The 22,578-nt window shown below is 40.2% G+C and carries 21 protein-coding genes and 1 tRNA gene; 9 read left to right on the top strand and 13 right to left on the bottom strand.

The features are described 5' to 3' along the window. Positions 1-24 precede the first annotated feature (24 nt). The 9 genes from rpsO (at position 25) to R3X28_RS17320 (ending at position 7,872) form a co-directional block, all read left to right on the top strand. Entirely contained in the window at positions 25-294 is a 270-nt protein-coding gene (gene rpsO / locus R3X28_RS17360) for a 30S ribosomal protein S15 (protein WP_154368895.1), read from the top strand. Positions 295-511: 217 nt separating this feature from the next. Then, on the top strand, positions 512-2,734 hold the full coding sequence (locus R3X28_RS17355) for a polyribonucleotide nucleotidyltransferase (RefSeq protein ID WP_282056846.1): 2,223 nt from the start codon (positions 512-514) through the stop codon (positions 2,732-2,734). A 150-nt stretch (positions 2,735-2,884) separates the two neighbouring features. Beyond that, a complete protein-coding gene (locus R3X28_RS17350; RefSeq protein ID WP_013304569.1) occupies positions 2,885-3,748 on the top strand; it encodes an RNA polymerase sigma factor RpoD/SigA in 864 nt (287 codons plus the stop codon). Positions 3,749-4,073: 325 nt separating this feature from the next. Next, positions 4,074-4,784 carry a peroxiredoxin gene (locus R3X28_RS17345; RefSeq protein WP_154368899.1) on the top strand — a complete coding sequence of 237 codons (711 nt, stop codon included), beginning with the start codon at positions 4,074-4,076 and terminating at the stop codon, positions 4,782-4,784. Positions 4,785-4,947: 163 nt separating this feature from the next. Next, the gene (locus R3X28_RS17340) at positions 4,948-5,169 is read left to right on the top strand and encodes a VF530 family protein (protein ID WP_282056845.1); all 222 of its coding nucleotides are present in this window, start codon (positions 4,948-4,950) and stop codon (positions 5,167-5,169) included. Next, positions 5,170-5,619, top strand: coding sequence for a tRNA (cytidine(34)-2'-O)-methyltransferase (locus R3X28_RS17335; protein ID WP_317666017.1), 450 nt, complete (start codon positions 5,170-5,172; stop codon positions 5,617-5,619). 151 nt (positions 5,620-5,770) lie between these two features. Continuing rightward, complete coding sequence (gene rpe, locus R3X28_RS17330) at positions 5,771-6,433, top strand: ribulose-phosphate 3-epimerase (RefSeq protein WP_282056843.1); 663 nt, start codon at positions 5,771-5,773, stop codon at positions 6,431-6,433. Next, positions 6,430-7,401, top strand: a complete 972-nt coding sequence (locus tag R3X28_RS17325; RefSeq protein WP_317666015.1) for a YpdA family putative bacillithiol disulfide reductase — start codon at positions 6,430-6,432, stop codon at positions 7,399-7,401. The genes rpe and R3X28_RS17325 overlap by 4 nt, the downstream gene beginning before the upstream one ends. 201 nt (positions 7,402-7,602) lie before the next feature. Beyond that, on the top strand, positions 7,603-7,872 hold the full coding sequence (locus R3X28_RS17320) for a hypothetical protein (protein ID WP_317666014.1): 270 nt from the start codon (positions 7,603-7,605) through the stop codon (positions 7,870-7,872). On the opposite strand, the gene R3X28_RS17315 is transcribed toward R3X28_RS17320, so the two are convergent. From R3X28_RS17315 to R3X28_RS17255, 13 genes are all read right to left on the bottom strand, one after another. After that, a tRNA-Arg gene (locus R3X28_RS17315) sits at positions 7,870-7,943 on the bottom strand. The genes R3X28_RS17320 and R3X28_RS17315 overlap by 3 nt on opposite strands. A 31-nt stretch (positions 7,944-7,974) precedes the next feature. Continuing rightward, entirely contained in the window at positions 7,975-8,424 is a 450-nt protein-coding gene (locus R3X28_RS17310) for a GatB/YqeY domain-containing protein (protein ID WP_317666013.1), read from the bottom strand. A gap of 91 nt (positions 8,425-8,515) precedes the next feature. Continuing rightward, positions 8,516-10,429, bottom strand: coding sequence for a cell division protein FtsZ (gene ftsZ / locus R3X28_RS17305; RefSeq protein WP_317666012.1), 1,914 nt, complete (start codon positions 10,427-10,429; stop codon positions 8,516-8,518). A gap of 48 nt (positions 10,430-10,477) precedes the next feature. Next, positions 10,478-11,800 carry a cell division protein FtsA gene (gene ftsA / locus R3X28_RS17300; protein WP_317666056.1) on the bottom strand — a complete coding sequence of 441 codons (1,323 nt, stop codon included), beginning with the start codon at positions 11,798-11,800 and terminating at the stop codon, positions 10,478-10,480. Positions 11,801-11,808: 8 nt separating this feature from the next. Further along, entirely contained in the window at positions 11,809-12,528 is a 720-nt protein-coding gene (locus tag R3X28_RS17295) for a hypothetical protein (protein ID WP_317666011.1), read from the bottom strand. Continuing rightward, the gene (gene murC / locus R3X28_RS17290) at positions 12,518-13,870 is read right to left on the bottom strand and encodes a UDP-N-acetylmuramate--L-alanine ligase (RefSeq protein WP_317666009.1); all 1,353 of its coding nucleotides are present in this window, start codon (positions 13,868-13,870) and stop codon (positions 12,518-12,520) included. The genes R3X28_RS17295 and murC overlap by 11 nt, the downstream gene beginning before the upstream one ends. Further along, on the bottom strand, positions 13,871-15,004 hold the full coding sequence (gene murG, locus R3X28_RS17285; RefSeq protein ID WP_317666007.1) for an undecaprenyldiphospho-muramoylpentapeptide beta-N-acetylglucosaminyltransferase: 1,134 nt from the start codon (positions 15,002-15,004) through the stop codon (positions 13,871-13,873). It abuts the gene before it with no gap. A 7-nt stretch (positions 15,005-15,011) separates the two neighbouring features. Next, entirely contained in the window at positions 15,012-16,211 is a 1,200-nt protein-coding gene (locus tag R3X28_RS17280; protein ID WP_317666005.1) for an FtsW/RodA/SpoVE family cell cycle protein, read from the bottom strand. Positions 16,212-16,213: 2 nt separating this feature from the next. Further along, positions 16,214-17,548, bottom strand: a complete 1,335-nt coding sequence (gene murD / locus R3X28_RS17275) for a UDP-N-acetylmuramoyl-L-alanine--D-glutamate ligase (protein WP_317666004.1) — start codon at positions 17,546-17,548, stop codon at positions 16,214-16,216. Next, positions 17,549-18,769 carry a phospho-N-acetylmuramoyl-pentapeptide-transferase gene (gene mraY, locus R3X28_RS17270; protein WP_154368941.1) on the bottom strand — a complete coding sequence of 407 codons (1,221 nt, stop codon included), beginning with the start codon at positions 18,767-18,769 and terminating at the stop codon, positions 17,549-17,551. A gap of 21 nt (positions 18,770-18,790) precedes the next feature. Then, complete coding sequence (locus R3X28_RS17265) at positions 18,791-20,254, bottom strand: UDP-N-acetylmuramoyl-L-alanyl-D-glutamate--2,6-diaminopimelate ligase (RefSeq protein ID WP_317666002.1); 1,464 nt, start codon at positions 20,252-20,254, stop codon at positions 18,791-18,793. After that, positions 20,251-22,257 (bottom strand): penicillin-binding protein, encoded by a 2,007-nt coding sequence (locus tag R3X28_RS17260; RefSeq protein WP_317666000.1) that lies wholly within the window; start codon positions 22,255-22,257, stop codon positions 20,251-20,253. The genes R3X28_RS17265 and R3X28_RS17260 overlap by 4 nt, the downstream gene beginning before the upstream one ends. Next, positions 22,257-22,577, bottom strand: a complete 321-nt coding sequence (locus R3X28_RS17255; protein WP_154368944.1) for an FtsL-like putative cell division protein — start codon at positions 22,575-22,577, stop codon at positions 22,257-22,259. Before R3X28_RS17255 ends, R3X28_RS17260 begins: the two co-directional genes overlap by 1 nt. Between the last annotated feature and the right edge of the window lies 1 nt (position 22,578).

Raw genomic sequence — 22,578 nt, 5'->3', positions numbered from 1 at the left:
AAAATCATTAAAAACAATATTGGAATGTATTTAACGAAAGAGATTAAGGCCGAGATTTTTAAAAAACACGGCGGTAAAGAGGAGAACACAGGTTCTACGGAAGGTCAAATTGCTTTGTTCACACATCGCATCAACCATTTGACAGGTCACCTTAAGAAAAACCACAAAGATTATAATACCGAACGTTCATTGGTAAGACTGGTAGGTAAAAGACGAAGTCTTTTGGATTACTTGAAAAAGAAAGATATTGTAAAATATCGTGAGCTTATCAAGGAGTTAGGCATTAGAAAATAAAAATCAAGGGGGAAGCTAGGCTTCCCCTTTTTTATAAAACTGAATTTATTTCAGTACTTATTACCCAAAATCCCTGAATTGAAATCAGGGTAATACAAAAAGCTGCACACAGTTTTTCATTGGTCAAGACACAACAACACAACAAATCCGGCCAGAAAGAATGTCGGATAGACCATTGTATAATAAACCTGAAAGAATCAGGTTTTAAATCGAATTTATGATTCCAAAAGTATTTAAAGAGGTCATTGACCTTGGTGACGGTAGGGAAATTTCTATCGAAACCGGAAAATTGGCAAAACAGGCCCATGGCTCTGTTGTTGTACAATCAGGAAAATGTATGTTACTATGTACGGTAGTATCAAATTACAAACAATCTGATGTTGATTTCCTACCCCTAACGGTAGATTATCGTGAAAAGTTTGCCGCTGCTGGTCGTTATCCAGGCGGATTCTTTAAAAGGGAAGCCAGACCCAGTGACGGTGAAGTATTGACCATGAGGTTGGTAGACCGGGTATTGCGTCCACTTTTCCCAAAGGATTATCATTCTGAAACCCAGGTAATGATCCAGTTAATGTCCCATGACGATGAAGTTATGCCAGATGCCATGGCCGGTTTGGCAGCATCTGCCGCAATTCAATTATCTGATTTTCCTTTTGAATGTGCTATTTCAGAAGCAAGGGTAGGTCGTGTTAACGGTGAATTCATCATTAACCCTACAAGGGCACAATTAGAAGAAAGTGACATTGACATGATGATCGGTGCATCTGCCGATTCTGTCATGATGGTAGAAGGTGAAATGGGAGAGATTTCTGAAGAAGAAATGGTCGAAGCCATTAAATTCGCCCATGAAGCCATCAAAGTACAATGTGCCGCTCAAATAAAGCTAGCAGAAGCATTTGGCAAAAAAGAAGTTCGTGAGTACGAACCTGAAAGAGAAGATGAGGAATTGGCCAAGAAAATACATGATATGGCCTATGATAAGGTTTATGCCGTGGCCAAAGCCGGTTCTTCAAAACATGAAAGAAGTGCTGCTTTCGCAGAAATCAAAGAAGAAATCAAAGCTTCATTCTCAGAGGAAGAATTGGAAGATTTCGGTGGATTGGTATCCAAATATTATAGCAAAGCCGAAAAAGCCGCTGTTCGTGACCTTACCTTAAAAGAAGGTCTACGTCTAGATGGAAGAAAAACCGACGAGATCAGACCTATCTGGTGTGAAGTTGATTATTTACCTTCTACCCACGGTTCATCAATCTTTACCCGTGGTGAGACCCAAGCTTTGGCGACCGTTACTTTGGGAACTTCAAGAGAAGCTAACCAAATAGACATGCCTTCCTATGAAGGCGAAGAGACATTCTACCTTCATTATAACTTCCCTCCTTTCTCAACAGGTGAAGCAAGACCTATCAGAGGTACTTCACGTAGAGAGGTAGGTCATGGTAATTTGGCCCAACGTGCCTTAAAAGGTATGATTCCTGCTGATTGTCCTTACACCGTAAGAGTAGTATCAGAAGTTTTGGAATCTAACGGTTCCTCTTCAATGGCTACGGTTTGTGCCGGTACAATGGCGTTGATGGATGCTGGAGTTCAAATGAAAAAACCGGTTTCCGGTATTGCTATGGGATTAATTTCCGATAGTGAATCTGGCGACTATGCCGTTCTTTCCGATATTTTGGGTGATGAAGATCACTTAGGAGATATGGATTTTAAAGTTACAGGAACCGCAGACGGTATCACAGCTTGCCAAATGGACATCAAAGTAAAAGGACTATCCTATGAAATTCTTGTAAAGGCTTTAAAACAAGCCCAAGCAGGTCGTTTGCATATTTTATCCTTGCTTACCGATACCATTGCAACTCCGAATGCGGATGTTAAAGGACACGCTCCAAAAATGGTGACACGTGTTATACCTAATGAGTTTATCGGTGCTTTGATCGGCCCAGGTGGTAAGGTTATCCAAGAATTACAGAAAGCTACCAATACAACTATAGTTATCAATGAAGATCCCGTTACCGAAGAAGGAATCGTGGAGATTTTAGGTACGGGTCAAGAAGGAATCGATGCTGTATTGGCAAAAATAGACTCCTTATTGTTCAAACCTGAAGTAGGTAGCGTATATGAAGTGAAAGTAATCAAAATGTTAGATTTTGGTGCTGTTGTTGAATATATGGATGCCCCAGGAAATGAAGTATTGTTACATGTTTCCGAATTGGCTTGGGAACGCACGGAAAATGTCAGCGATGTAGTGAACATGGGTGATGTTTTTGATGTAAAATACTTCGGTATTGACCCAAGAACACGTAAGGAAAAAGTTTCTCGAAAAGCCCTTTTACCAAAACCGGAAGGTTATGTAGAAAGACCGCCTCGTAGTAACGACCGTAATCGTGGAAGGGATGATCGTCGCGGAAGGGACAACAGAGATCGTAAACCCAGAAGAGATTAATCGATAAATCGATGTAATACCAAGCCCTGACGATACAGTCAGGGCTTTTTTTATGCATTTTGGTAAATAATTTGAACCCTTTTGTAACATTTGAATCTTTTTTACGTATAAGTATATGCAGTCTATGCAAATTGAACTTAAATACAGTAGATGAGACAGCTTAAGATTACAAAACAGGTTACCAATAGGGAAACCGCATCTTTGGACAAGTACTTGCAAGAAATCGGCAAAGTGGATTTGATTACAGCAGATGAAGAAGTAGAATTGGCACAACGCATCAAGGCAGGCGACCAGATCGCTCTTGAAAAACTCACAAAGGCCAATCTTCGATTCGTGGTATCGGTCGCCAAACAGTACCAGAACCAAGGACTTACGCTACCCGATTTGATCAATGAAGGAAACTTAGGATTGATCAAAGCGGCACAACGATTTGACGAAACGCGTGGATTTAAATTTATCTCATACGCCGTATGGTGGATTCGTCAATCCATATTACAAGCACTGGCAGAACAATCCCGTATCGTTCGTTTGCCTTTGAACAAAATCGGATCTATTAACAAAATAAACAAAACCTTTGCATTTTTGGAGCAGGCGCATGAAAGAATGCCTTCTGCCGAAGAAATTGCCAAGGAATTGGATATGACCGTTGAGGATGTTAAACAATCCTTGAAAAACTCAGGTCGCCACGTATCAATGGATGCCCCATTGATCGCTGGTGAGGATTCTAACTTATACGATGTACTTCGTAGTGGGGAATCCCCAAATCCTGACAGGGAACTATTGCACGAGTCTTTACGGACCGAAATAGAGCGTGCTTTGGAAACCTTAACACCAAGGGAAGCCGATGTCATTCGTCTTTACTTTGGTTTGGCAGGGCAACATTCAATGACCTTGGAAGAAATCGGTGAAACCTTTGACCTTACTAGGGAAAGGGTGCGTCAAATCAAGGAAAAAGCGATTAGACGCCTAAAACACACTTCAAGAAGTAAAATCCTAAAAACCTATTTAGGATAAACAATTGCAATGCATACTATGTTAAATTCTCCTTAAATTGGAAAGTTGGCATATATATTGTAATTTTATAGTTAACAACAGTTTATCATGACTGTTCGTTTTTTGATTGATGAATAAACTCCGGCTGATTACCGGAGTTTTTTCATTTTACACCATTTCTCAAATCATTTCTTAGCCCAATTAACCTTGATGTCATTTTACACCCTCCCTCCATTGTTAATGAATTCATAAATCACATTTTATGTAACATTAGTAGCTTTTTACAAGCTCGCTTAGCGGCTACCTTTAAATTCAATTTTTAGTAATCCAATAAAATATATAAGAAATGGAAGAACAAATGGAACAAGCTATCAGCATGCCAAGAATTGGCGATGCAGCTCCAGAATTTAAAGCGATCACCACACAAGGCGAAATCAATTTCCCAGCTGATTATAAAGGGAATTGGGTCATACTTTTTAGTCACCCTGCAGATTTCACCCCTGTTTGCACATCAGAATTCATGACGTTCGCAACAATGGAGGAAAAATTCAATGAAGCGAATTGCAAACTTGTAGGTCTTTCTATTGATGGCCTTTATAGCCATATAGCATGGCTGCGCACAATAAAAGAAAAAATAGAATACAAGGGAATGAAGGATGTCGAGGTCAATTTTCCATTGATCGAGGATATTACCATGGATGTCGCCAAAAAATATGGAATGATCCAACCTAATGAAGATTCAACGAAAGCGGTAAGAGCCGTGTTCTTCATTGACCCCAAAGGAATCATCAGAACCATTATTTATTACCCATTAAGCCTAGGAAGGAATTTTGATGAACTTTATAGGGTAATCATAGCACTACAGACCGCTGATGAGTTCGATGTTGCCACACCTGCGGATTGGTACCCAGGAGATGATGTAATCATTGGGCCAGCCGGTTCATGCGGCACGGCCAAGGATAGAATGGAAGATGGTGATATCGACTGTAAAGACTGGTTCTTCTGTACTAAAAAAATGGATAAGGATATGGTGTTGAACAGAGTTCTTAAAAAGTAAAAAACACCATTTTATCTTAACAAACATAAGGCAACCGCTAATATTTCGGTTGCCTTTCTGTTTTCTTAAAAATAATACAATTGGATTTCGTGGGTTGAATCGCCCCTGATGGGTTTCATTTTGTACAACAAACCACTACATTTGTCTTAATCAGTCAATAAAAATGAGTAACGAGCAACCCAACAACCCCTTACACGGTGTAAAACTAACGGACATCCTAGAACATCTTACCAAAAATTATACATGGGAAGAGCTGGCCAACCAAATAAACATCAATTGCTTTAAAAACAACCCGACCATCAAATCATCACTGCGTTTTTTGCGCAGAACGCCTTGGGCCAGGGAAAAGGTCGAACGTTTTTACTTACACTCAATTCGAAAATAAATGCCATTCAATATTGTTCTTATAGAACCTGAAATCCCCAATAACACCGGAAACATTGGTCGTTTGGCCTTGGCTTCGGGCTCAAACCTCCATTTGGTAAAACCCTTCGGATTCGAAATTGATGACAAAAGATTAAAACGGGCAGGTTTGGATTATTGGCCCCATATTGCCCTCTATATTTATGATAGCATAGAAGATTTTTACAAAAAACACAACGATAAAAACCTCGTTTACTTATCCAGCCACGGCACCAAAGACCATTGGTCCATAGAATATGAAGATGACATGTTCTTTGTATTCGGAAAGGAATCGGTAGGTCTTCCTGATTCCATAACCAAAAACAATATCGACAAACTATACAGAATACCACTTTACAGTCCGCATGTCAGAAGCCTTAATTTAGCCAACGCTGTTAGCATAACCGTCTATGAAGGTTTAAAACACATATAATCCGCAACTAAAGTAAATCCTCCCAAATTAAAATAGCTGAAAAACAAGGCGATCGTTTAATTCACAAAACAATCCTAATTTAAGATAATGAAGCCCTTGTTGAATACCATGGCAAATCCTTACTTTTGCATAAATCCTTGCATAACGTATTATGAGCAACATAAAAATAGCCCCCTCTCTTTTAGCTGCCGATTTTGGCAACTTGCAACGCGACGTTGAAATGGTTAACGAAAGTGAAGCCGACTGGCATCACATAGATATAATGGACGGGGTTTTCGTACCAAATATCTCTTACGGAATGCCCGTTGTCAAAGCGATTAAGGAACACGCTACAAAACCATTGGATGTTCATTTAATGATCGTTGACCCTGACAGGTATATAAAAACCTTTGCCGAATTAGGGGCAAGTGTGCTTACCGTACATTATGAGGCCTGCAATCATCTTCATCGCACATTACAGGCCATAAAGGCCGAAGGGATGAAAGCCGGAGTTGCCATTAATCCGCATACCAATATAAGTTTATTGGAAGACACCATAAAAGACATTGACGTAGTATGCCTAATGAGTGTGAACCCTGGTTTCGGCGGACAGTCTTTCATCGAAAATACTTACGAAAAAATCAGGTCATTAAAGGCCATGATTCTAGGAAAAAGGGCAAAAACAAAGATTGAAATAGATGGAGGCGTTACCTCTAAAAATGCCAAAGCCCTCGTTAATGCCGGAGCCGATATATTAGTGGCCGGGAGTTTTGTGTTCAAAAGTGACAACCCAACACAAACCATACATGAACTTAAGGAAATCGTACACGAATGAACCATTATGATATAGTAATTGTAGGTGGCGGACCTATAGGTATTGCCTGTGGATTGGAAGCGAAAAAGAATGGGTTGAATTTCCTTATCATCGAAAAGGGACCCATTGTAAATTCCCTTTTCAACTACCCTGTTAACATGCAATTTTTTTCTTCTTCGGATTTATTGGAGATTGATGGTATTCCGTTTATCAGTAACGAAGCCAAACCGAAAAGAAATGAAGCCTTGGAATACTATCGTCGTATCGTTACGAGCAACGACCTTAATATGCACCTTTTTGAAAAAGTGGATAATGTAACCAAAACCAATGATGGTTTTAAGGTACGAACCGATAAAAATACATATACATCTTCACAGGTAATCATAGCTACCGGTTTTTATGACATACCCAATTTATTGGGAATTCCCGGGGAAGAACTTAATAAGGTTTCCCATTATTACAAAGACCCTCATTTCTACGCCAATCAAAAATTAGCCGTAATCGGAGCAAGTAACTCCGCCATCGATGCAGCATTGGAATGTTATCGAAAAGGTTCGGAAGTTACACTGATCATACGACAGAATGAAGTTGGACAACGCGTAAAATACTGGGTACGACCAGATATCATCAACCGAATTGAGGAAGGAAGTATAAAAGCTTATTTTAACTCAAGCGTTCAAGAAATAAAACCTGGATCGCTAATCGTAGATACTCCCGAAGGCACGATTGAGTTGGAAAATGATTTTGTTTTGGCACTTACCGGATACCAACCAAATTTCAGTTTTCTTGAAAAATTAGGTGTTCAACTTTCCGATGATGAAAAAAAGCTTCCTCAATACAATAAGGAGACCATGGAAACGAATGTAGAAGGACTTTATCTTGCCGGGGTCATTTGTGGCGGTATGGAAACACATAAATGGTTTATAGAAAACTCGAGGATACATGCACCGATGATCATAAAATCCATCTTGGCAAAAACAAAAATTTGAAATATATAGATTGACTTGATGGTGCCTTCCTCTAGTAAAATTCAAACACTTCTCGATAGATATCTTGGCTCTTAGCCATTAGCCATTAGCCATTAGCCGTTAGCCGTTAGCCGTTAGCCGTTAGCCGTTAGCCGTTAGCCGTTAAAATCAATAAAATTAGAATTTGGAATTGGCTCCCGCCCTTCCCTACAAGACTCCGCCTTGAAAGTCAAAAAGCCACAAAATCATACCGGGATTGGCTCCCGCCCTTCCCTACAAGGCTCCGCCTTGAAAGTCAAAAAGCCACAAAATCATACCGGGATTGGCTCCCGCCCTTCCCTACAAGGCTCCGTCTTGAAAGTCAAAAAGCCACAAAATCATACCGGGATTGGCTCCCGCCCTTCCCTACAAGGCTCCGCCTTGAAAGTCAAAAAGCCACAAAATCAAAAAAGCAAGCTTTATGATTTTGCTTGCTTTTTGACTTATTCGTGACCCCGGAGGGATTCAAACCCCCAACCCTCAGAGCCGAAATCTGATGCGCTATTCAGTTGCGCCACGGAGCCAGTAATTATTTAGTACTCGGTTAAGAGCGCGCTAAGATAGTTTATTTTTTACAATAGTAGAAATGGTTTTTCCATCTGCTTGTCCCGCCAATTCCTTTGACACCATTCCCATGACTTTACCCATATCCTTCATACTTTGTGCGCCAATGGAATCAATGGTTTGTACAACCACTTTTTCTATTTCCTCTTCGGTCAATTGCTCAGGTAAAAATTGTTCTATTATCGCAGCTTGCGCCAATTCCGGTTCAGCAAGGTCCTCACGACCTTGTTCCGTAAAGATAGCCGCGCTGTCCTTTCTTTGTTTAACCAATTTTTGAACCAACTTGGTTTCTTCAACTTCAGAAAGTTCACCTCCCGAACCTCCACTGGTCTGTTCTAAAAGTATCGCGGATTTAATAGCCCGTAATGATTCCAAAGCTACCGTATCTTTCGCTTTCATAGCAGCTTTCATCTTTTCCATTACCTGTGTTTGCAAACTCATAATCTAAAGTTTTTTAAGAGTACGAAGATAAAAAATAAACCCGAAAATATGAGCTATTTTCGGGTTTAAAGCAGGTTATTCAATTGGTGGGTTAATCCACATTATCATGTAAAAAAGAGTTATTGGAACGCAATTGTATCTCGTCATTGCTGTCCTCGCTCAAAGTAGTCCTGGATACTTTTTTCTGTACCGGATTTTCATTAAGGTTAACCCCATGTCGCTTATAAGCTGGTTCCTTTTCGATTTCATCGATATTGCTCAGGTTATTTTGAAACTTATAATTGAAATCTTTCAACTTTCTTCTACGCTCATCAGCACGTTGTTTTAATAATTCTTCTATCGGGCTATCCATCGGATCAACTTCCTCCGTTTGTTGTTCTGCCCTTTTTACCGGCTGCTGCACTGTTTTCTTTTCAAAGACCAATTCATCCTCAACGATCTTAGGCTCAAATTCCTCTGCTTTTGATTTGGCCCCTGTAAGTTGGTTTTCCAACTCCATATAATCGTCTAAACTGTAACGGGTCTCACCTTCCTTGTTATATTCCAAGACTGGGATTACTTCTACATGCTCGTTCACATCCATATCCTTAACCTCATCTTCAAGGTTAAAAGTAATGACGTTCTCCTTTTCCTCTTTTTTATTGTTCAAAGGCATGTCAAAACTAAATGCGAATTGATCTTCATCTGCCTGAGTTGGTGAAACCACTTCTTGATCTACAACCTCAATATCCTTTATCCTATCCTTGGTCTCGAAAATGACGAAATCATCTTCGGAAACGTTTTCTGCAACGACTTCGTCATAGAAAACATTGAAGTTCCTGATATAATTCGTTGTTGGAATCAAATCCAAACCATCAATTTCTTCCAATTTCGATTTTACGACCAACTCGGCAATTTCTTCCTCATCTTCCACTAATTGATGTACAACATTCTGGGGTGTTAAATCCTGAACTGCTTTTTGTTCATCTTCGAGTGTATGGATTATCTTTTTTGATTCCGTATTTACGATATCATCCTGTTGATCAATATTAAAACCCGTGGCAATAACGGTTACGGCAATGGCTTCACCTAAAGATTCATCCTCACCAACTCCCATAATGATGTTGGCACCGTATCCAGCTTCAGTCTGAATATGGTCATTGATCTCACCAATTTCATCAATGGTGATTTCCTGTGATCCGGAAACGATCAACAACAATACATTTTTGGCCCCTGCTATCTTATTATCGTTCAACAATGGCGAATCCAAAGCTTTCATTATAGCTTCATTGGCCCTTGATGAACCAGATGCCATGGCAGACCCCATAATAGCGGTACCACTATTGGAAAGAACGGTTTTAGCGTCACGTAAATCTATATTCTGTGTGTAATGATGGGTAATAACTTCCGCAATTCCACGAGCAGCGGTCGCCAACACTTCATCAGCTTTGGAAAAACCTGCCTTAAAACCTAGATTACCATAAACCTCCCTTAACTTATTATTATTGATGACTATGAGCGAGTCAACATTGGCACGTAGTTTCTCTATTCCCTGTTGGGCTTGATCACAACGCATTTTTCCTTCAAATTGAAAAGGCATGGTTACGATACCGACGGTAAGAACATCCATTTCTTTTGCTTGCTTGGCAATAACAGGGGCAGCACCAGTACCTGTTCCCCCGCCCATACCAGCAGTAATGAATATCATTTTCGTGGTGGTATCCAACATAGATTTTATGTCTTCCATACTCTCAATCGCCGCCTGTTCACCAACTTCGGGATTCGCCCCCGCACCCAAACCTTCGGTCAGGGATACACCAAGTTGTATTTTATTGGGAACCGGACTATTGTCCAAAGCTTGCGAATCGGTATTGCAGATAACGAAATCAACTCCATTTATTCCTGCCTGGAACATATGGTTTATTGCGTTGCTTCCCCCTCCTCCAACACCAATGACTTTTATCACATTGCTTTGGTTCTTCGGTAAGTCAAAAGAGATACTTTCCATTTCAGTGTTCTTGCTCATACTGTTTTTATTACTGGTTTTTATAAGTGTTCATATTTTACGCGCCGATTATTCAGCGTTGTCCAAGAAATCTTTCAATTTTTCGGACCATTTATCAAATACTGATTTCCGTTCCCCTTTATGGGTCGGTGTACTGGTTGTTTGATCATGATCGACCATTACCATTTCTTCCTGTTCTTCCACTTGTTTATGGGAAACCAAATCCTTACGATCATTTTTGACGGCATTCATCAACAAACCTACGGCTGTAGCATATAACGGACTAGCAACCTCATCATCGGAATCACCCGCCAGATGCTCGTTGGGATATCCGATCCTAGTATCCATTCCGGTTATATACTCGACCAATTGTTTCAAATGTTTTAATTGACTTCCGCCACCTGTAAGCACTATACCCGCGATCAATTTTTTCTTTTGCTCGTCATGGCCATAGTTCTTTATTTCAACATAAACCTGCTCAATGATCTCAACAACCCTGGCATGTATGATCTTTGAAAGGTTCTTCAATGTAATTTCCTTGGGCTCACGGCCTCTTAATCCAGGTATGGAGACGATCTCATTATCTTTATTTTCACCCGGCCACGCAGAACCGAACTTGATTTTCAACAATTCTGCCTGCTTTTCGATGATCGAACAACCCTCTTTTATATCTTCGGTAATTACCCCGCCACCAAACGGAATTACCGCTGTATGCCTGATTATTCCATCTTTGAAAATGGCCAAATCGGTAGTACCACCTCCTATATCTATTAATGCGACTCCCGCCTCTTTTTCTTCCTGACTTAAAACCGCATCTGAGGAAGCCAATGGTTCCAAAGTTATTTTACCCAAGTCAAGACCGGCACTTTTTATACATCTTCCGACATTCTTTATAGAAGATACCTGCCCAACGACAACATGAAAGTTCGCTTCGAGCCTTCCACCGTACATACCTATGGGTTCTTTAATTTCCGCTTGTCCGTCTACTTTGTATTCTTGGGGCAGAACATGAATGATTTCCTCTCCGGGAAGCATCACCAATTTATACACCTGATTACAAAGCCTATCCAAATCATCTTCATTGATCACTTCTTCAGAATCGGCCCTAGTGATATAATCACTATGTTGAAGGCTACGTATATGTTGACCCGCGATACCAACCACCACAGATCCGATTTTTAAACCTGAATTGATCTCGGCCTCTTCTACGGCTTGTTGAATGGATTTTATGGTTTGTGTAATATTATTGACCACACCACGGTGTACACCTAAACTTTTTGACCTTCCGATACCCAAAATTTCAATTTTCCCATATTCGTTTTCCTTACCGATTATGGCGACAATTTTGGTAGTTCCGATATCTAACCCAACTGAATAATTACCCTGTTCCATTTCCATACTTATATTTTGGTGCACACTACTTGATTGTTAAACTCTAGACTTACAACATTATAATCTTCCAAGGTTTCATCCTTGTTCGCTTTTGTATAAAATGCCTTGAAGTTGTTGAATTTTTCATCTAAACCATCTACACCCCCCAAGTTCACTACAAACTGTTCCATACGAAACTTTAATTGGTATTTCCCTTCATCCGCAATATGGATACCAATTACGTTCTTACGTAAAAAGTCATCATTGTTTATGTATTTTAAAATCTCATAAACATCTTCGAGACTTTTTCCCGTCACCTTTCCTGTAATTATAGGTACCCTAGCAGAATGACTCACGGAAAACGGCATACGTCTCCCATCTTCATCCAGATAAAACTTAGAATCCCCTTCTATTCTTCCGATTGGCCTACGCTGCTCGATTTTTGTCGTAAGCTCCCCATTTACAGTAAGATACACTTGGGCACTTTTCACCATTTCATTGGCCTCAATGACCTTCTCTATAGTATTCAAAACTAATTTTTCTTTAGGCTCATTTGTAAGGGGGCCATATTTTTGTATTAACAATTTATTAACCATGCCCTGAGTGATATACAAATTGTTATCACCAACGAATTCTATGTTCAACCCATTGACCGATCTTTGCTCACTTCTTACATTTGAAAACGCATAAAGTCCTGTTACAATAAACAGTAGAGCTATCAGTTTTATGTAGTCCCAATTAATGCGCATTTTCCAGTTCTTTTTTGATTTTTGACACTTCTAACCCAATATCCCCGGCTCCCATAGTCACCAGTACATCAGGACTTTGTGATTTTATCTCAGTTATAAGCTCTTCTTTACTTACTAATTTTTTCTTCGGATTTGTTATTTTCCCCAACAACCAAGAAGAATTGACACCTGCCAATGGCTCTTCCCTTGCCGGATAGATATCCAACAAAAGGATACTATCGAATTTTGACAAACTTTCGGCAAAAGCGTCTACGAAATCCCTCGTCCTAGAGAATAAGTGGGGTTGAAAAACAGCCAATACTTTTTTATTCGGATGCATCTCGGAAATCGCTTGATAAACAGCATTTATTTCTGTAGGATGATGTGCATAATCATCAATAAAAACAAAGCCTCCTTCTTTTATCTTATAAGAAAACCTTCGCTGCACACCTTTAAAAGTTTCCAATCCCTTTGCCAATATAGTTGGCGAAGAACCTGATTCTATCGCCATAGCAAAAGCCACAAGTCCGTTCAATAGATTATGTTCCCCCGGTTTATTGAACTTAACACCCATCAACGTTGTTTCCGGGGTTTTCAAATCAAAAATATAGGTCCCATGCTGTATTTTAAGGTTCTCGATACAATAATCGGAACCATCCTCAATACCGTATGTCAACCCACCAATCGGCAATCCTTTACGCACGAACAACTTACCATTAGGCTTTGTTTTATCAGCAAATTCTTCGAAAGATCTTACCATTTCATCATTGGTTCCGTAAATATCCAAATGATCGGCATCCATAGAGGTAATGCAAGCTACATCGGGAAACAACCTTAGAAACGAACGGTCATATTCATCAGCTTCAACAACAGAATACTCAGAACCTTTAAATAAAAAGTTACTGTTGAAATCTTCTGAAACCCCTCCTAAAAATGCGGTAAACGGAGTTCCCGACTCATTGAGCAAATGTGCCAAAATACTCGAAGTGGTTGTTTTACCATGCGTACCGGCAACTGCGAAACAAAATGTATCTTTTGTAATTATACCCAATACCTCAGAACGTTTTTTTACGGTAAAACCATTTTGTAAAAAGTACTGATATTCCGAATGACTATCGGGTACAGCCGGCGTATAAACTACCAAGGTCTTACGGGAATCCATAAAGCGCCCATCAATAGCCTTGACGTCATCGCTATAATGAATATGTATGCCCAATTCAGAAAGCTCTTCTGTTAACGGGGTCTTAGTTTTATCATAGCCTGCCACATTCTTCTTAATATACACAAAATAACGCGCCAGGGCAGACATACCAATGCCCCCTATCCCTATAAAATAAACGTTATGTATTTGTTTAAGATCCATCTATTCAGCTACCAATTTTTCAATTTCATCAACAATAGAAGCCGTCGCATTTGGCATGGCCAACTTCTTTATATTAAGCCCTAATTTTTCTTGTTTTTCTTTTGAACCGAACATCCCGGAGAAAACGGCCTCGAAACTTTCGTCCAAATCTTTTTCTTTTACCATTATCGCTGCATCCTCATTCACCAAAGCCATGGCATTCTTGGTTTGATGGTCCTCAGCGACATTGGGCGAAGGGATAAACAATACCGGTTTACCTACTATACACAGTTCGGATACTGAACTTGCACCAGCCCTGGATATGATAAAATCACTTGCGGTGTATGCATGGTCCATCCTATTCAGAAAATCGAGCACTTTTACATTTTCAGAGTTGAACTTTTCATATTCTTCGAAATAAAGTTTTCCGCATTGCCAGATTAATTGAATTCCCAAATCTTTAAAGTAATCTAGTTTTTGAGCGATCAATTGGTTAACTCTTCTTGCCCCAAGGCTTCCGCCCAATACCAACAATGTGGGCTGGTCTGCTTGCAATCCGAAAAAGTCCAAAGCCTCTTTTTTATCTTTTCCTTTGGCAACCAAATCACCTCTTACGGGGTTTCCCGTTTTCACGATTTTATCGGATGGAAAAAATGCCTCCATTCCGTCATAAGCCACACAGATCTTAGCCACCTTATCCTTCAACAATTTATTGGTTATGCCCGCATAAGAATTCTGTTCCTGTAAAACACACGGTATTCCCCTGCCTGAAGCAACCTTTAACAAAGGGCCACTTGCAAATCCGCCCGTACCAACTACGGCATGTGGCTTGAATTTCGATACTATTTTACCTGCTTTGAACAAACTACTTATCAATTTTATCGGAAACATTAAATTTTTAAGGGTCAGTTTCCTTTGCAACCCAGAAATCCATAACCCTTCGATCTTGTACCCAGCTTGGGGTACTTTCTCCATCTCCATCCTATCCTTTGCCCCTACGAACAGGAACTCAGCATTCGGATATCTTTTTTTTAATTCATTGGCGATAGCTATTGCCGGATAAATATGTCCGCCAGTACCACCACCGGAAAGGATAAACCGAAGAACTTGATCAGGGTTCTTCCCATCTGTCATAGACTGTTCTTTTGAGTTCATATCCTTTTTATAATTGTCCGCTTAATATCTCTAAGGGATTGGCGTCATCCATTTCAATATGTTTCTCCTCTATCTCTTCACTCTTTCTACTTGCACTTAGTATTATCCCGATGGCCAAACAAGTCATCCAACTAGAAGTACCACCACTACTAATTAATGGCAAGGTTTGCCCCGTTACCGGAAACAATTCTACCGCCACTGCCATATTGATCATGGCCTGGAACACGATGGGCAAGCCCACCCCTAATACCAACAACTTGCCAAATATGGTACGATTGGCATTGGCGACCACCACGATACGGAACAATAACAACATATAGAAAAACATAAGCACAAAGCCTCCAACTAATCCATATTCCTCAACAATTATGGCATAGATGAAATCCGAAGAACTTTGTGGTAAAAAATTCTTTTGAACACTTTTTCCGGCCCCCTTACCAAAAACACCACCTGATGCTACGGCAATTTTGGCCCTTTCAATCTGATAATCGGCTTCCGTATCCTCAGGATTAGCAAAATTCTCAACCCTACTTATCCAAGTATCCACGCGGTTAGGAAACAAGTCCGGAGCCGCTTTCGCCGTTAAAACAAAGAGGGTTAGGCATAATATGCCCGTACCGATTATGCCTATTAAATATTTTATGGGATACCCACCTAAGAAACACAACAACAATACCATGGAAAACATGATTGCGGCCGTAGAAAAGTTAGCAGGTAAAATCAATATTATGACAAGAAAAACCGGAAACCATAGTGGAAGGATACTCTCTTGAAAAGTAATTTCACTGTCCTTGATCTTGGTTAAGTAACGAGCAACATATATCATTAAAACAACCGCCGCAAGATTAGAGGTCTGAAAAGTAAAACCCACTAAGGGAATCCGAATCCATCTACTTGCATTGGCACCATCTATCGTAGTACCCTGAGCCATGGTGAATATCAGCAAAACCAAAACGATAGGCATGGCAATCAAAGAAAGACCCTTAAAGAAATGCACCGGTATTTTATGCACCCCGTAAATAATACCGAAACCTAAAAACAACAGAAAGGCATGTTTTACCAAATGCCCTCCGGTAGTACCGTTACCAACTACATAGACCAAATTACTACTGGCACTATAGACCGGCAAAAACGAAAACAAGGCCAACAGTGCCACAACGGCCCAAATGGCTTTATCCCCTTCGATATTTTTTAAAAATTTAAGCACTTCTATAAATTTTTAATGGCTTCTTTAAATTGATTACCCCTGTCTTCATAATTCTTGAACAGGTCAAAACTTGCACAGGCCGGTGACAACAATACGGTATCCCCGCGTTCTGCGATTTTATAGGCAACTTTTACCGCCTCTTCCATAGCATATGTTTCTACCAAAAGATCTACAACATTACCAAAAGCATCCACGATTTTGGAATTATCGCTACCTAGGCAGATAATGGCCTTTACCTTTTCACGCACCAAAGGCATCAACTCTTTATAATTGTTCCCTTTATCAACCCCACCTACGATCCAAACCGTTGGCGCGCTCATGCTGTCCAAGGCAAAATAGGTAGCATTGACATTCGTTGCCTTGGAGTCATTGATATACTGAACGTGTTGTATTTTCAACACCTTCTCCAATCTGTGTTCGGCGCCTTGGAAATTGGCGACACACTCACGAATGGTCTGCTTTCGGATTCCGACAAGTTTGGCCGCCAATGATGAAGCCATTGTATTCTTTACATTGTGTTTTCCTTCCAGTGCCAGTGTGCTCTCTTTCATTTTTATTGTCTCGTTATTAATCTTTAATACTATTTCCCCATTCTTTAAAAATGCCCCTTGCCCCATTTCCTTTTCAATAGAAAATGGCATTAATATGGATTTAACCGGGTGCTTTGCCAACCAATTCACGATTACTTCGTCATCGGCGTCATAAATAAGATAATCGTCCGACTCTTGGTTCTCCGTTATCCTGAACTTAGATGCTACATAGTTTTCGAATTTATAATCGTAGCGATCCAAATGGTCTGGTGTAATATTCGTTATAATGGCCACATGTGGTTTAAAATCCACTATACCGTCCAGCTGAAAACTACTTATCTCCAAAACATAATTTCCATACTCCTTTTCAGCCACCATCTTTGCGAAACTATCCCCAATATTACCCGCCATACCAACGCTCAGCCCACCTTCTTTCAAAATGTGGTTGGTAAGCATGGTCGTAGTGGTTTTACCGTTACTCCCCGTAATCCCAATGATTCGTGCATCGGTAAACCGCGCCGCAAATTCAATCTCGGAGATTACAGGAACCCCCTTCTCCTTCAATAAAAGAACCAAAGGAACCGTGTCAGGTATCCCTGGACTTTTCATGACCACATCCGCATTTAAGATCTTTGCTTCGGTATGTACTTTTTCTTCCCAATCAATCCCATAATGTTCAAGAACTTTTTTATACTTTTCCTTTATTTCCCCTTTATCGGAAACAAAGACCCCATATCCTTTTTTCAACCCTAAAATGGCAGTACCTACTCCACTTTCACCTCCTCCAAGGATAACCAAGCGTGCCATTTATCTTACTTTAAGGGTAACAATCGTTATAATTGCCAGCATAATACCTACAATCCAGAAACGGGTTACTATTTTGCTTTCATGATATCCCCTTTTCTGATAATGATGATGTAATGGTGCCATTAAGAACACCCTTTTGCCTTCCCCTAACTTTTTCTTGGTGTATTTGAAATACCCGACTTGCAACATTACCGAGATCGATTCGGCAAAGAAGATTCCACATAAAACGGGTATCAATAATTCTTTTCGTATAATAATGGCAATTACCGCAATTACACCCCCGATGGTCAAACTTCCCGTATCGCCCATAAAAACGGTTGCCGGGAAAGCGTTATACCATAAAAAGCCTACCAAGGCCCCTACAAATGCCGTTACGAATACCAGCAACTCGCCAACCCCAGTGATATACATGATATCGAGATAATCGGAAAAAATAATATTACCCGAGACCCAAGTGAAAATACCCAAGGTAAAAACGATTATTGCCGAGGTACCTGCCGCCAAACCATCTATGCCATCGGTTAGATTTGCGCCGTTCGATACTGCCGTAACGATCAAAATGATCATAGGAATGAAAATCAACCACACATAATCCTTGGCGCCTTCACCTGCCCAAGCTATGAGGTTACCATAATCGAATTCATTGTTCTTTATAAAAGGAACCGTTGTCCTAGTAGATTTAATATCCGCTCCCTTCACCTGTTCAACCTGATACTCTTTAGTGATAACGGTTTTATCATGGTCGCGCATCGTTACCTGGGGATGAAAGTATAAGGTAGCCCCAACGATGAGCCCCAAAACCACTTGACCTAGGATCTTAAACCTTCCTTTTAAACCTTCTTTATCCTTTTTAAAGGTCTTGATATAGTCATCAATAAAACCGATAACCCCCATCCAGACAGTCGTTACGATCAAAAGAATGATATAAATATTCAATATATCGGCAAATAACAACACCGGAATCAAAGTAGCCATGATGATGATAAGGCCACCCATCGTAGGCGTACCTGCTTTTTGCTCTTGTCCTTGCAAGCCCAAATCCCTAATGCTTTCACCGATTTGCTTTCGTTGTAACAATAAAATCACCTTTTTACCGTAAACAGTGGCAATGATCAAAGAAAACAGAATGGCCATAGCCGCCCGAAAGGTGGTGAAACCAAATAGGCTTGCCCCTGGCAACTGGTATTCTTTTTCTAAAAATTCAAACAGATAATATAGCATTCCTATTGGTCGTTATATCTTTTATTTATCTAGTGTTTTTAATACTTCCCTTACTATTTTGAAATCGTCAAAATCTACACGCTCGCCATTAGTTTCCTGATACGTTTCGTGCCCTTTACCGGCAATAAGGATAATATCATTGGGCATGGCCAGTTGACAAGCTGTCTTAATCGCCTGTTTACGATTTTCTATAGACAATACTTTTTTCACATTTTGGGGTTCTACCCCAACTTCCATTTCCTCAATAATCACAGCAGGTGATTCCGACCTTGGATTATCCGAGGTAAAAATGACCTTGCTACTCATTTGGGTAGCGATTTTACCCATTACCGGACGCTTAGACTTGTCTCTATCGCCACCACACCCCACAACGGTGATGACGTTTTCATTTCCAGTCCTCAATGTTCCGATTGTCTCGAGTACATTTTGTAAAGCATCCGGCGTATGGGCATAATCTACTATTGCCGTTATTTTTTCTTTTGATATATGGTATTGGAACCTTCCGTCAACGTTATCCAATTCACTGAGCAAACGAAGGGTCTCCAATTTTTCTAGCCCCAAAATATCTGCCGTAGCATAAATGGCCAAAACGTTGTAAGCATTGAAACTACCTATCAATTTGGTCCATAATTGATCGTCATCAATCCTTAATAATTGTCCGTCAAATTGATTCTCAAGAATCTGCCCCCTGTAATCTGCATATGATTTCAAGGCATAGGTAAACTTTCTTGCCTTTGTATTCTGTAACATGACCAAACCATTCTTGTCATCGATATTCGTTAACGCAAAAGCATTTTTCGGTAAATTATCGAACAACGTTTTTTTGGTATCCCTGTAATCTGCAAAGGTTTTATGATAATCTAAATGATCATGGGTGAGATTCGTGAAAATCGCCCCTTCGAACAACAGGCCCTCCGTCCTTTTTTGATGAATGCCATGGGAACTCACCTCCATAAAGCAATATTCTACACCTTCTTCACTCATCAAGGCCAAGTGCCTATTAATGGTCAAAGCATCTGGTGTGGTATGTGTTGTTTGGTATTCTTTATCATCGACCATGATTTTTATGGTGGATATCAATCCTACCTTAAAACCGGCTTTTTTGAACAATTGAAACAAAAGACTACTAATGGTAGTCTTACCATTGGTACCCGTAATACCTACCAACTTCAGGTTTCGTGATGGATTACCGTAATAATTGGAAGCCATGATAGCCAAGGCTTTATTCCCATTATCAACTTCAACATAAGTTACCCCGTCTACCAATTGTCCTGGCATGGTTTCACAAACAATGCAGACCGCCCCCGAATCTATGGCTTTTTCAATATACTTATGACCATCTGTCAATGTTCCCTTTATTGCAACAAAGACATCATCAAAAGCCACTTTTCGCGAATCGAAAGTTATGGTATTGACCATAATAGTGGTAGAACCACTAACCGCGGATAGGCTAACCCCGAATAATATGTCTTTTAATAAATTCACGAAAGTTCCAATATTATCTTTTCAACTTTATTTATGTCCGTTCCTTGGGAAATGGACTGTTTTTTAACCTTGCCGTTACCCTTAACCTCTACCTTTATCCCAAGGTTTTCAAGAATGGAAACGGCATCCATTCCGCTCATCCCTTTTACATTGGGCACTTTGTTGTATTTTTTTTGTGCTTCGGCAAAGTACTTTTGATACGATTGCTCCAATCGACCATCATTACCCCCCATCATTTCCACTTCATCGATCAAAGGATTGGTAGCATATACTTTTTGGGCAACGGATTTAAATACAGGTCCAGAAACATCTGCCCCATAATACCCAACACTTTTATCGGGCTCGTGTATGACTACAATACAGGAGTACTTAGGCTGTTCAGCCGGAAAATATCCTGCAAAGGTTGAAATATACCTTAGTTTATCAGGGTCCTTGGAAACGTAATTCTTTTGTGCCGTACCGGTTTTACCTGCCATGGAAAAATTCGGCGAATACAACCGATGTCCTGTCCCATGTTTTTTCTCTACCACATCTTTCAACAACTGCTGTACTTTTTTAACCGTTTCCTTAGAACATATTGACGGATTGATCACCTCTTTCTCAAATTTCAAAACCGTCCTATCCCATTCCTTTACCTCTTTGATCAACCTAGGTTTCACCATTTCCCCGTCATTGGCAATGGCATTGTAAAAGGTTAACACCTGTAAAGGTGTCATGGACACCTCATAGCCATAAGCCATCTGTGCCAAGGAAAGACCCGACCAACCCTTATCTCCTGGAGAACGCAATACCGGTTTCCCTTCACCTTTGATAGGAAGGCCGATTTCATTGCCAATCCCCATACGTAACAAACGATTTACATATTTCGAAGGCTCATCTTTATAACCATTGTGAATGGTCTTTGCAAATGCGGTATTCGAGGAAACCTCAAAAGCTTTTGCCATTGAAATTTTGCCGTACCCCCCGTGTTTGGAATCCCTGACCCTATGGTTATATATTTTCCAATACCCTTTCTCCGTATCTATTACGGAGCTGGTATCTATTACTTTATCTTCCAATGCAGCAACCAAACTCATTAGTTTAAATGTAGATCCCGGCTCATGGGATTCACCAATGGCATAGTTCAATCGCTCATAATATTTACCTTCCTTCGTTCTTCCTAAATTGGAAATTGCCTTGACTTCACCCGTTTTTGTTTCCATAACGATTACGGTTCCGTGTTCGGCCTTATAGTGTTCCAATTGTCGCAACAAGGCGTGATGGGCAATGTCCTGGATATTGATATCTATGGTTGAGATCACATCGTATCCATCTTTTGGCTCTACAATGTTATCCATTCCTATAGGTTTCCATTGGCCCTTAGCTATTTTCTGCTTTAATCGCTTACCTTCAACCCCTCTTAAATATTGGCCAAAAGCACCCTCTAACCCTACTCTGGTGTAATAACCGTTTTCATCTTTACGCTCGTAACCAACGCTACGCTCGGCAATTTTACCCAAAGGATGTTCCCGAACCGTTTTTTGTTCTACGATCAAACCTCCTTTATACGGACCTTTACGCAACAGTGGAAAATCCTTCACATCCATATAATCGGAATAATCAAGATTTCTCACCAAAAGGGTGTATCTGTTTTTATTGGCCTTGGCTTTTCGCAAGAGCTGTTGGTAATGGGAAGAAGTTTTCCCCGTAAGTTTCGACAAAGCTTCGGCCAAGGGTTTTACATTTGCCTTAAAATCGGCATCACTTACGGTCACAGCATCAAAACGAATCGTATACTTTGAAACCGAAGTGGCCAAAAGACTACCGTCATCGGAATACAGATTACCACGGTTTGGAGCAATAGTGAACATTTTTTCCGTTCTTTTATGCGCCAAATCACGATATTTATTGCCGTCGACCATCTGTATGCTTACCAGTTTAAAGAGCACGGCACATGCGAACAGGAATAGGAATCCCGCCACAACATATAACCTGTTCAATATTCTCTTTTCGGTAACCGCCATTACTCCTTAATTGATTTTACTTTTATTTTTTTTGGTGGTGTTTCTGAAGGATACAAACCCTTCCCTTCAACAATTTTTGTTATCGTAGATTCCAATTTTAAACGCTGAACATCTGACCTAAGGTCAACGAATTCGCTACGCAATTCTTTTACTTCTTCATTCAAAGCGGCTATCTGATGTACTTTTTTATCGGCACTATGCGAACTTCCTATCATCACCGTTGCCAAAAACGAGACGAATATTATGAACAACCAGTGTTTTGGGGCGTCCCCGCTCACCAAAAACTTACCTTTCAGTACATCTAATATTCCTTTTCTCATC

It is taken from the genome of Maribacter sp. TH_r10 (assembly GCF_033101095.1).
GTDB lineage: Bacteria > Bacteroidota > Bacteroidia > Flavobacteriales > Flavobacteriaceae > Maribacter_A > Maribacter_A luteus.
Note: the sequence above shows the minus strand (reverse complement) of the source record. Positions and strands in the feature narration are given on the sequence as shown.

Bases quoted from the DNA above. Each gene is read 5' to 3' on its own strand.
- rpsO (WP_154368895.1), top strand. From the start codon at position 25: ATGTATTTAACGAAAGAGATTAAGGCCGAGATTTTTAAAAAACACGGC.
- R3X28_RS17355 (WP_282056846.1), top strand. From the start codon at position 512: ATGATTCCAAAAGTATTTAAAGAGGTCATTGACCTTGGTGACGGTAGG.
- R3X28_RS17350 (WP_013304569.1), top strand. From the start codon at position 2,885: ATGAGACAGCTTAAGATTACAAAACAGGTTACCAATAGGGAAACCGCA.
- R3X28_RS17345 (WP_154368899.1), top strand. From the start codon at position 4,074: ATGGAAGAACAAATGGAACAAGCTATCAGCATGCCAAGAATTGGCGAT.
- R3X28_RS17340 (WP_282056845.1), top strand. From the start codon at position 4,948: ATGAGTAACGAGCAACCCAACAACCCCTTACACGGTGTAAAACTAACG.
- R3X28_RS17335 (WP_317666017.1), top strand. From the start codon at position 5,170: ATGCCATTCAATATTGTTCTTATAGAACCTGAAATCCCCAATAACACC.
- rpe (WP_282056843.1), top strand. From the start codon at position 5,771: ATGAGCAACATAAAAATAGCCCCCTCTCTTTTAGCTGCCGATTTTGGC.
- R3X28_RS17325 (WP_317666015.1), top strand. From the start codon at position 6,430: ATGAACCATTATGATATAGTAATTGTAGGTGGCGGACCTATAGGTATT.
- R3X28_RS17310 (WP_317666013.1), bottom strand. From the start codon at position 8,424: ATGAGTTTGCAAACACAGGTAATGGAAAAGATGAAAGCTGCTATGAAA.
- ftsZ (WP_317666012.1), bottom strand. From the start codon at position 10,429: ATGAGCAAGAACACTGAAATGGAAAGTATCTCTTTTGACTTACCGAAG.
- ftsA (WP_317666056.1), bottom strand. From the start codon at position 11,800: ATGGAACAGGGTAATTATTCAGTTGGGTTAGATATCGGAACTACCAAA.
- R3X28_RS17295 (WP_317666011.1), bottom strand. From the start codon at position 12,528: ATGCGCATTAATTGGGACTACATAAAACTGATAGCTCTACTGTTTATT.
- murC (WP_317666009.1), bottom strand. From the start codon at position 13,870: ATGGATCTTAAACAAATACATAACGTTTATTTTATAGGGATAGGGGGC.
- murG (WP_317666007.1), bottom strand. From the start codon at position 15,004: ATGAACTCAAAAGAACAGTCTATGACAGATGGGAAGAACCCTGATCAA.
- murD (WP_317666004.1), bottom strand. From the start codon at position 17,548: ATGGCACGCTTGGTTATCCTTGGAGGAGGTGAAAGTGGAGTAGGTACT.
- mraY (WP_154368941.1), bottom strand. From the start codon at position 18,769: ATGCTATATTATCTGTTTGAATTTTTAGAAAAAGAATACCAGTTGCCA.
- R3X28_RS17260 (WP_317666000.1), bottom strand. From the start codon at position 22,257: ATGGCGGTTACCGAAAAGAGAATATTGAACAGGTTATATGTTGTGGCG.
- R3X28_RS17255 (WP_154368944.1), bottom strand. From the start codon at position 22,577: ATGAGAAAAGGAATATTAGATGTACTGAAAGGTAAGTTTTTGGTGAGC.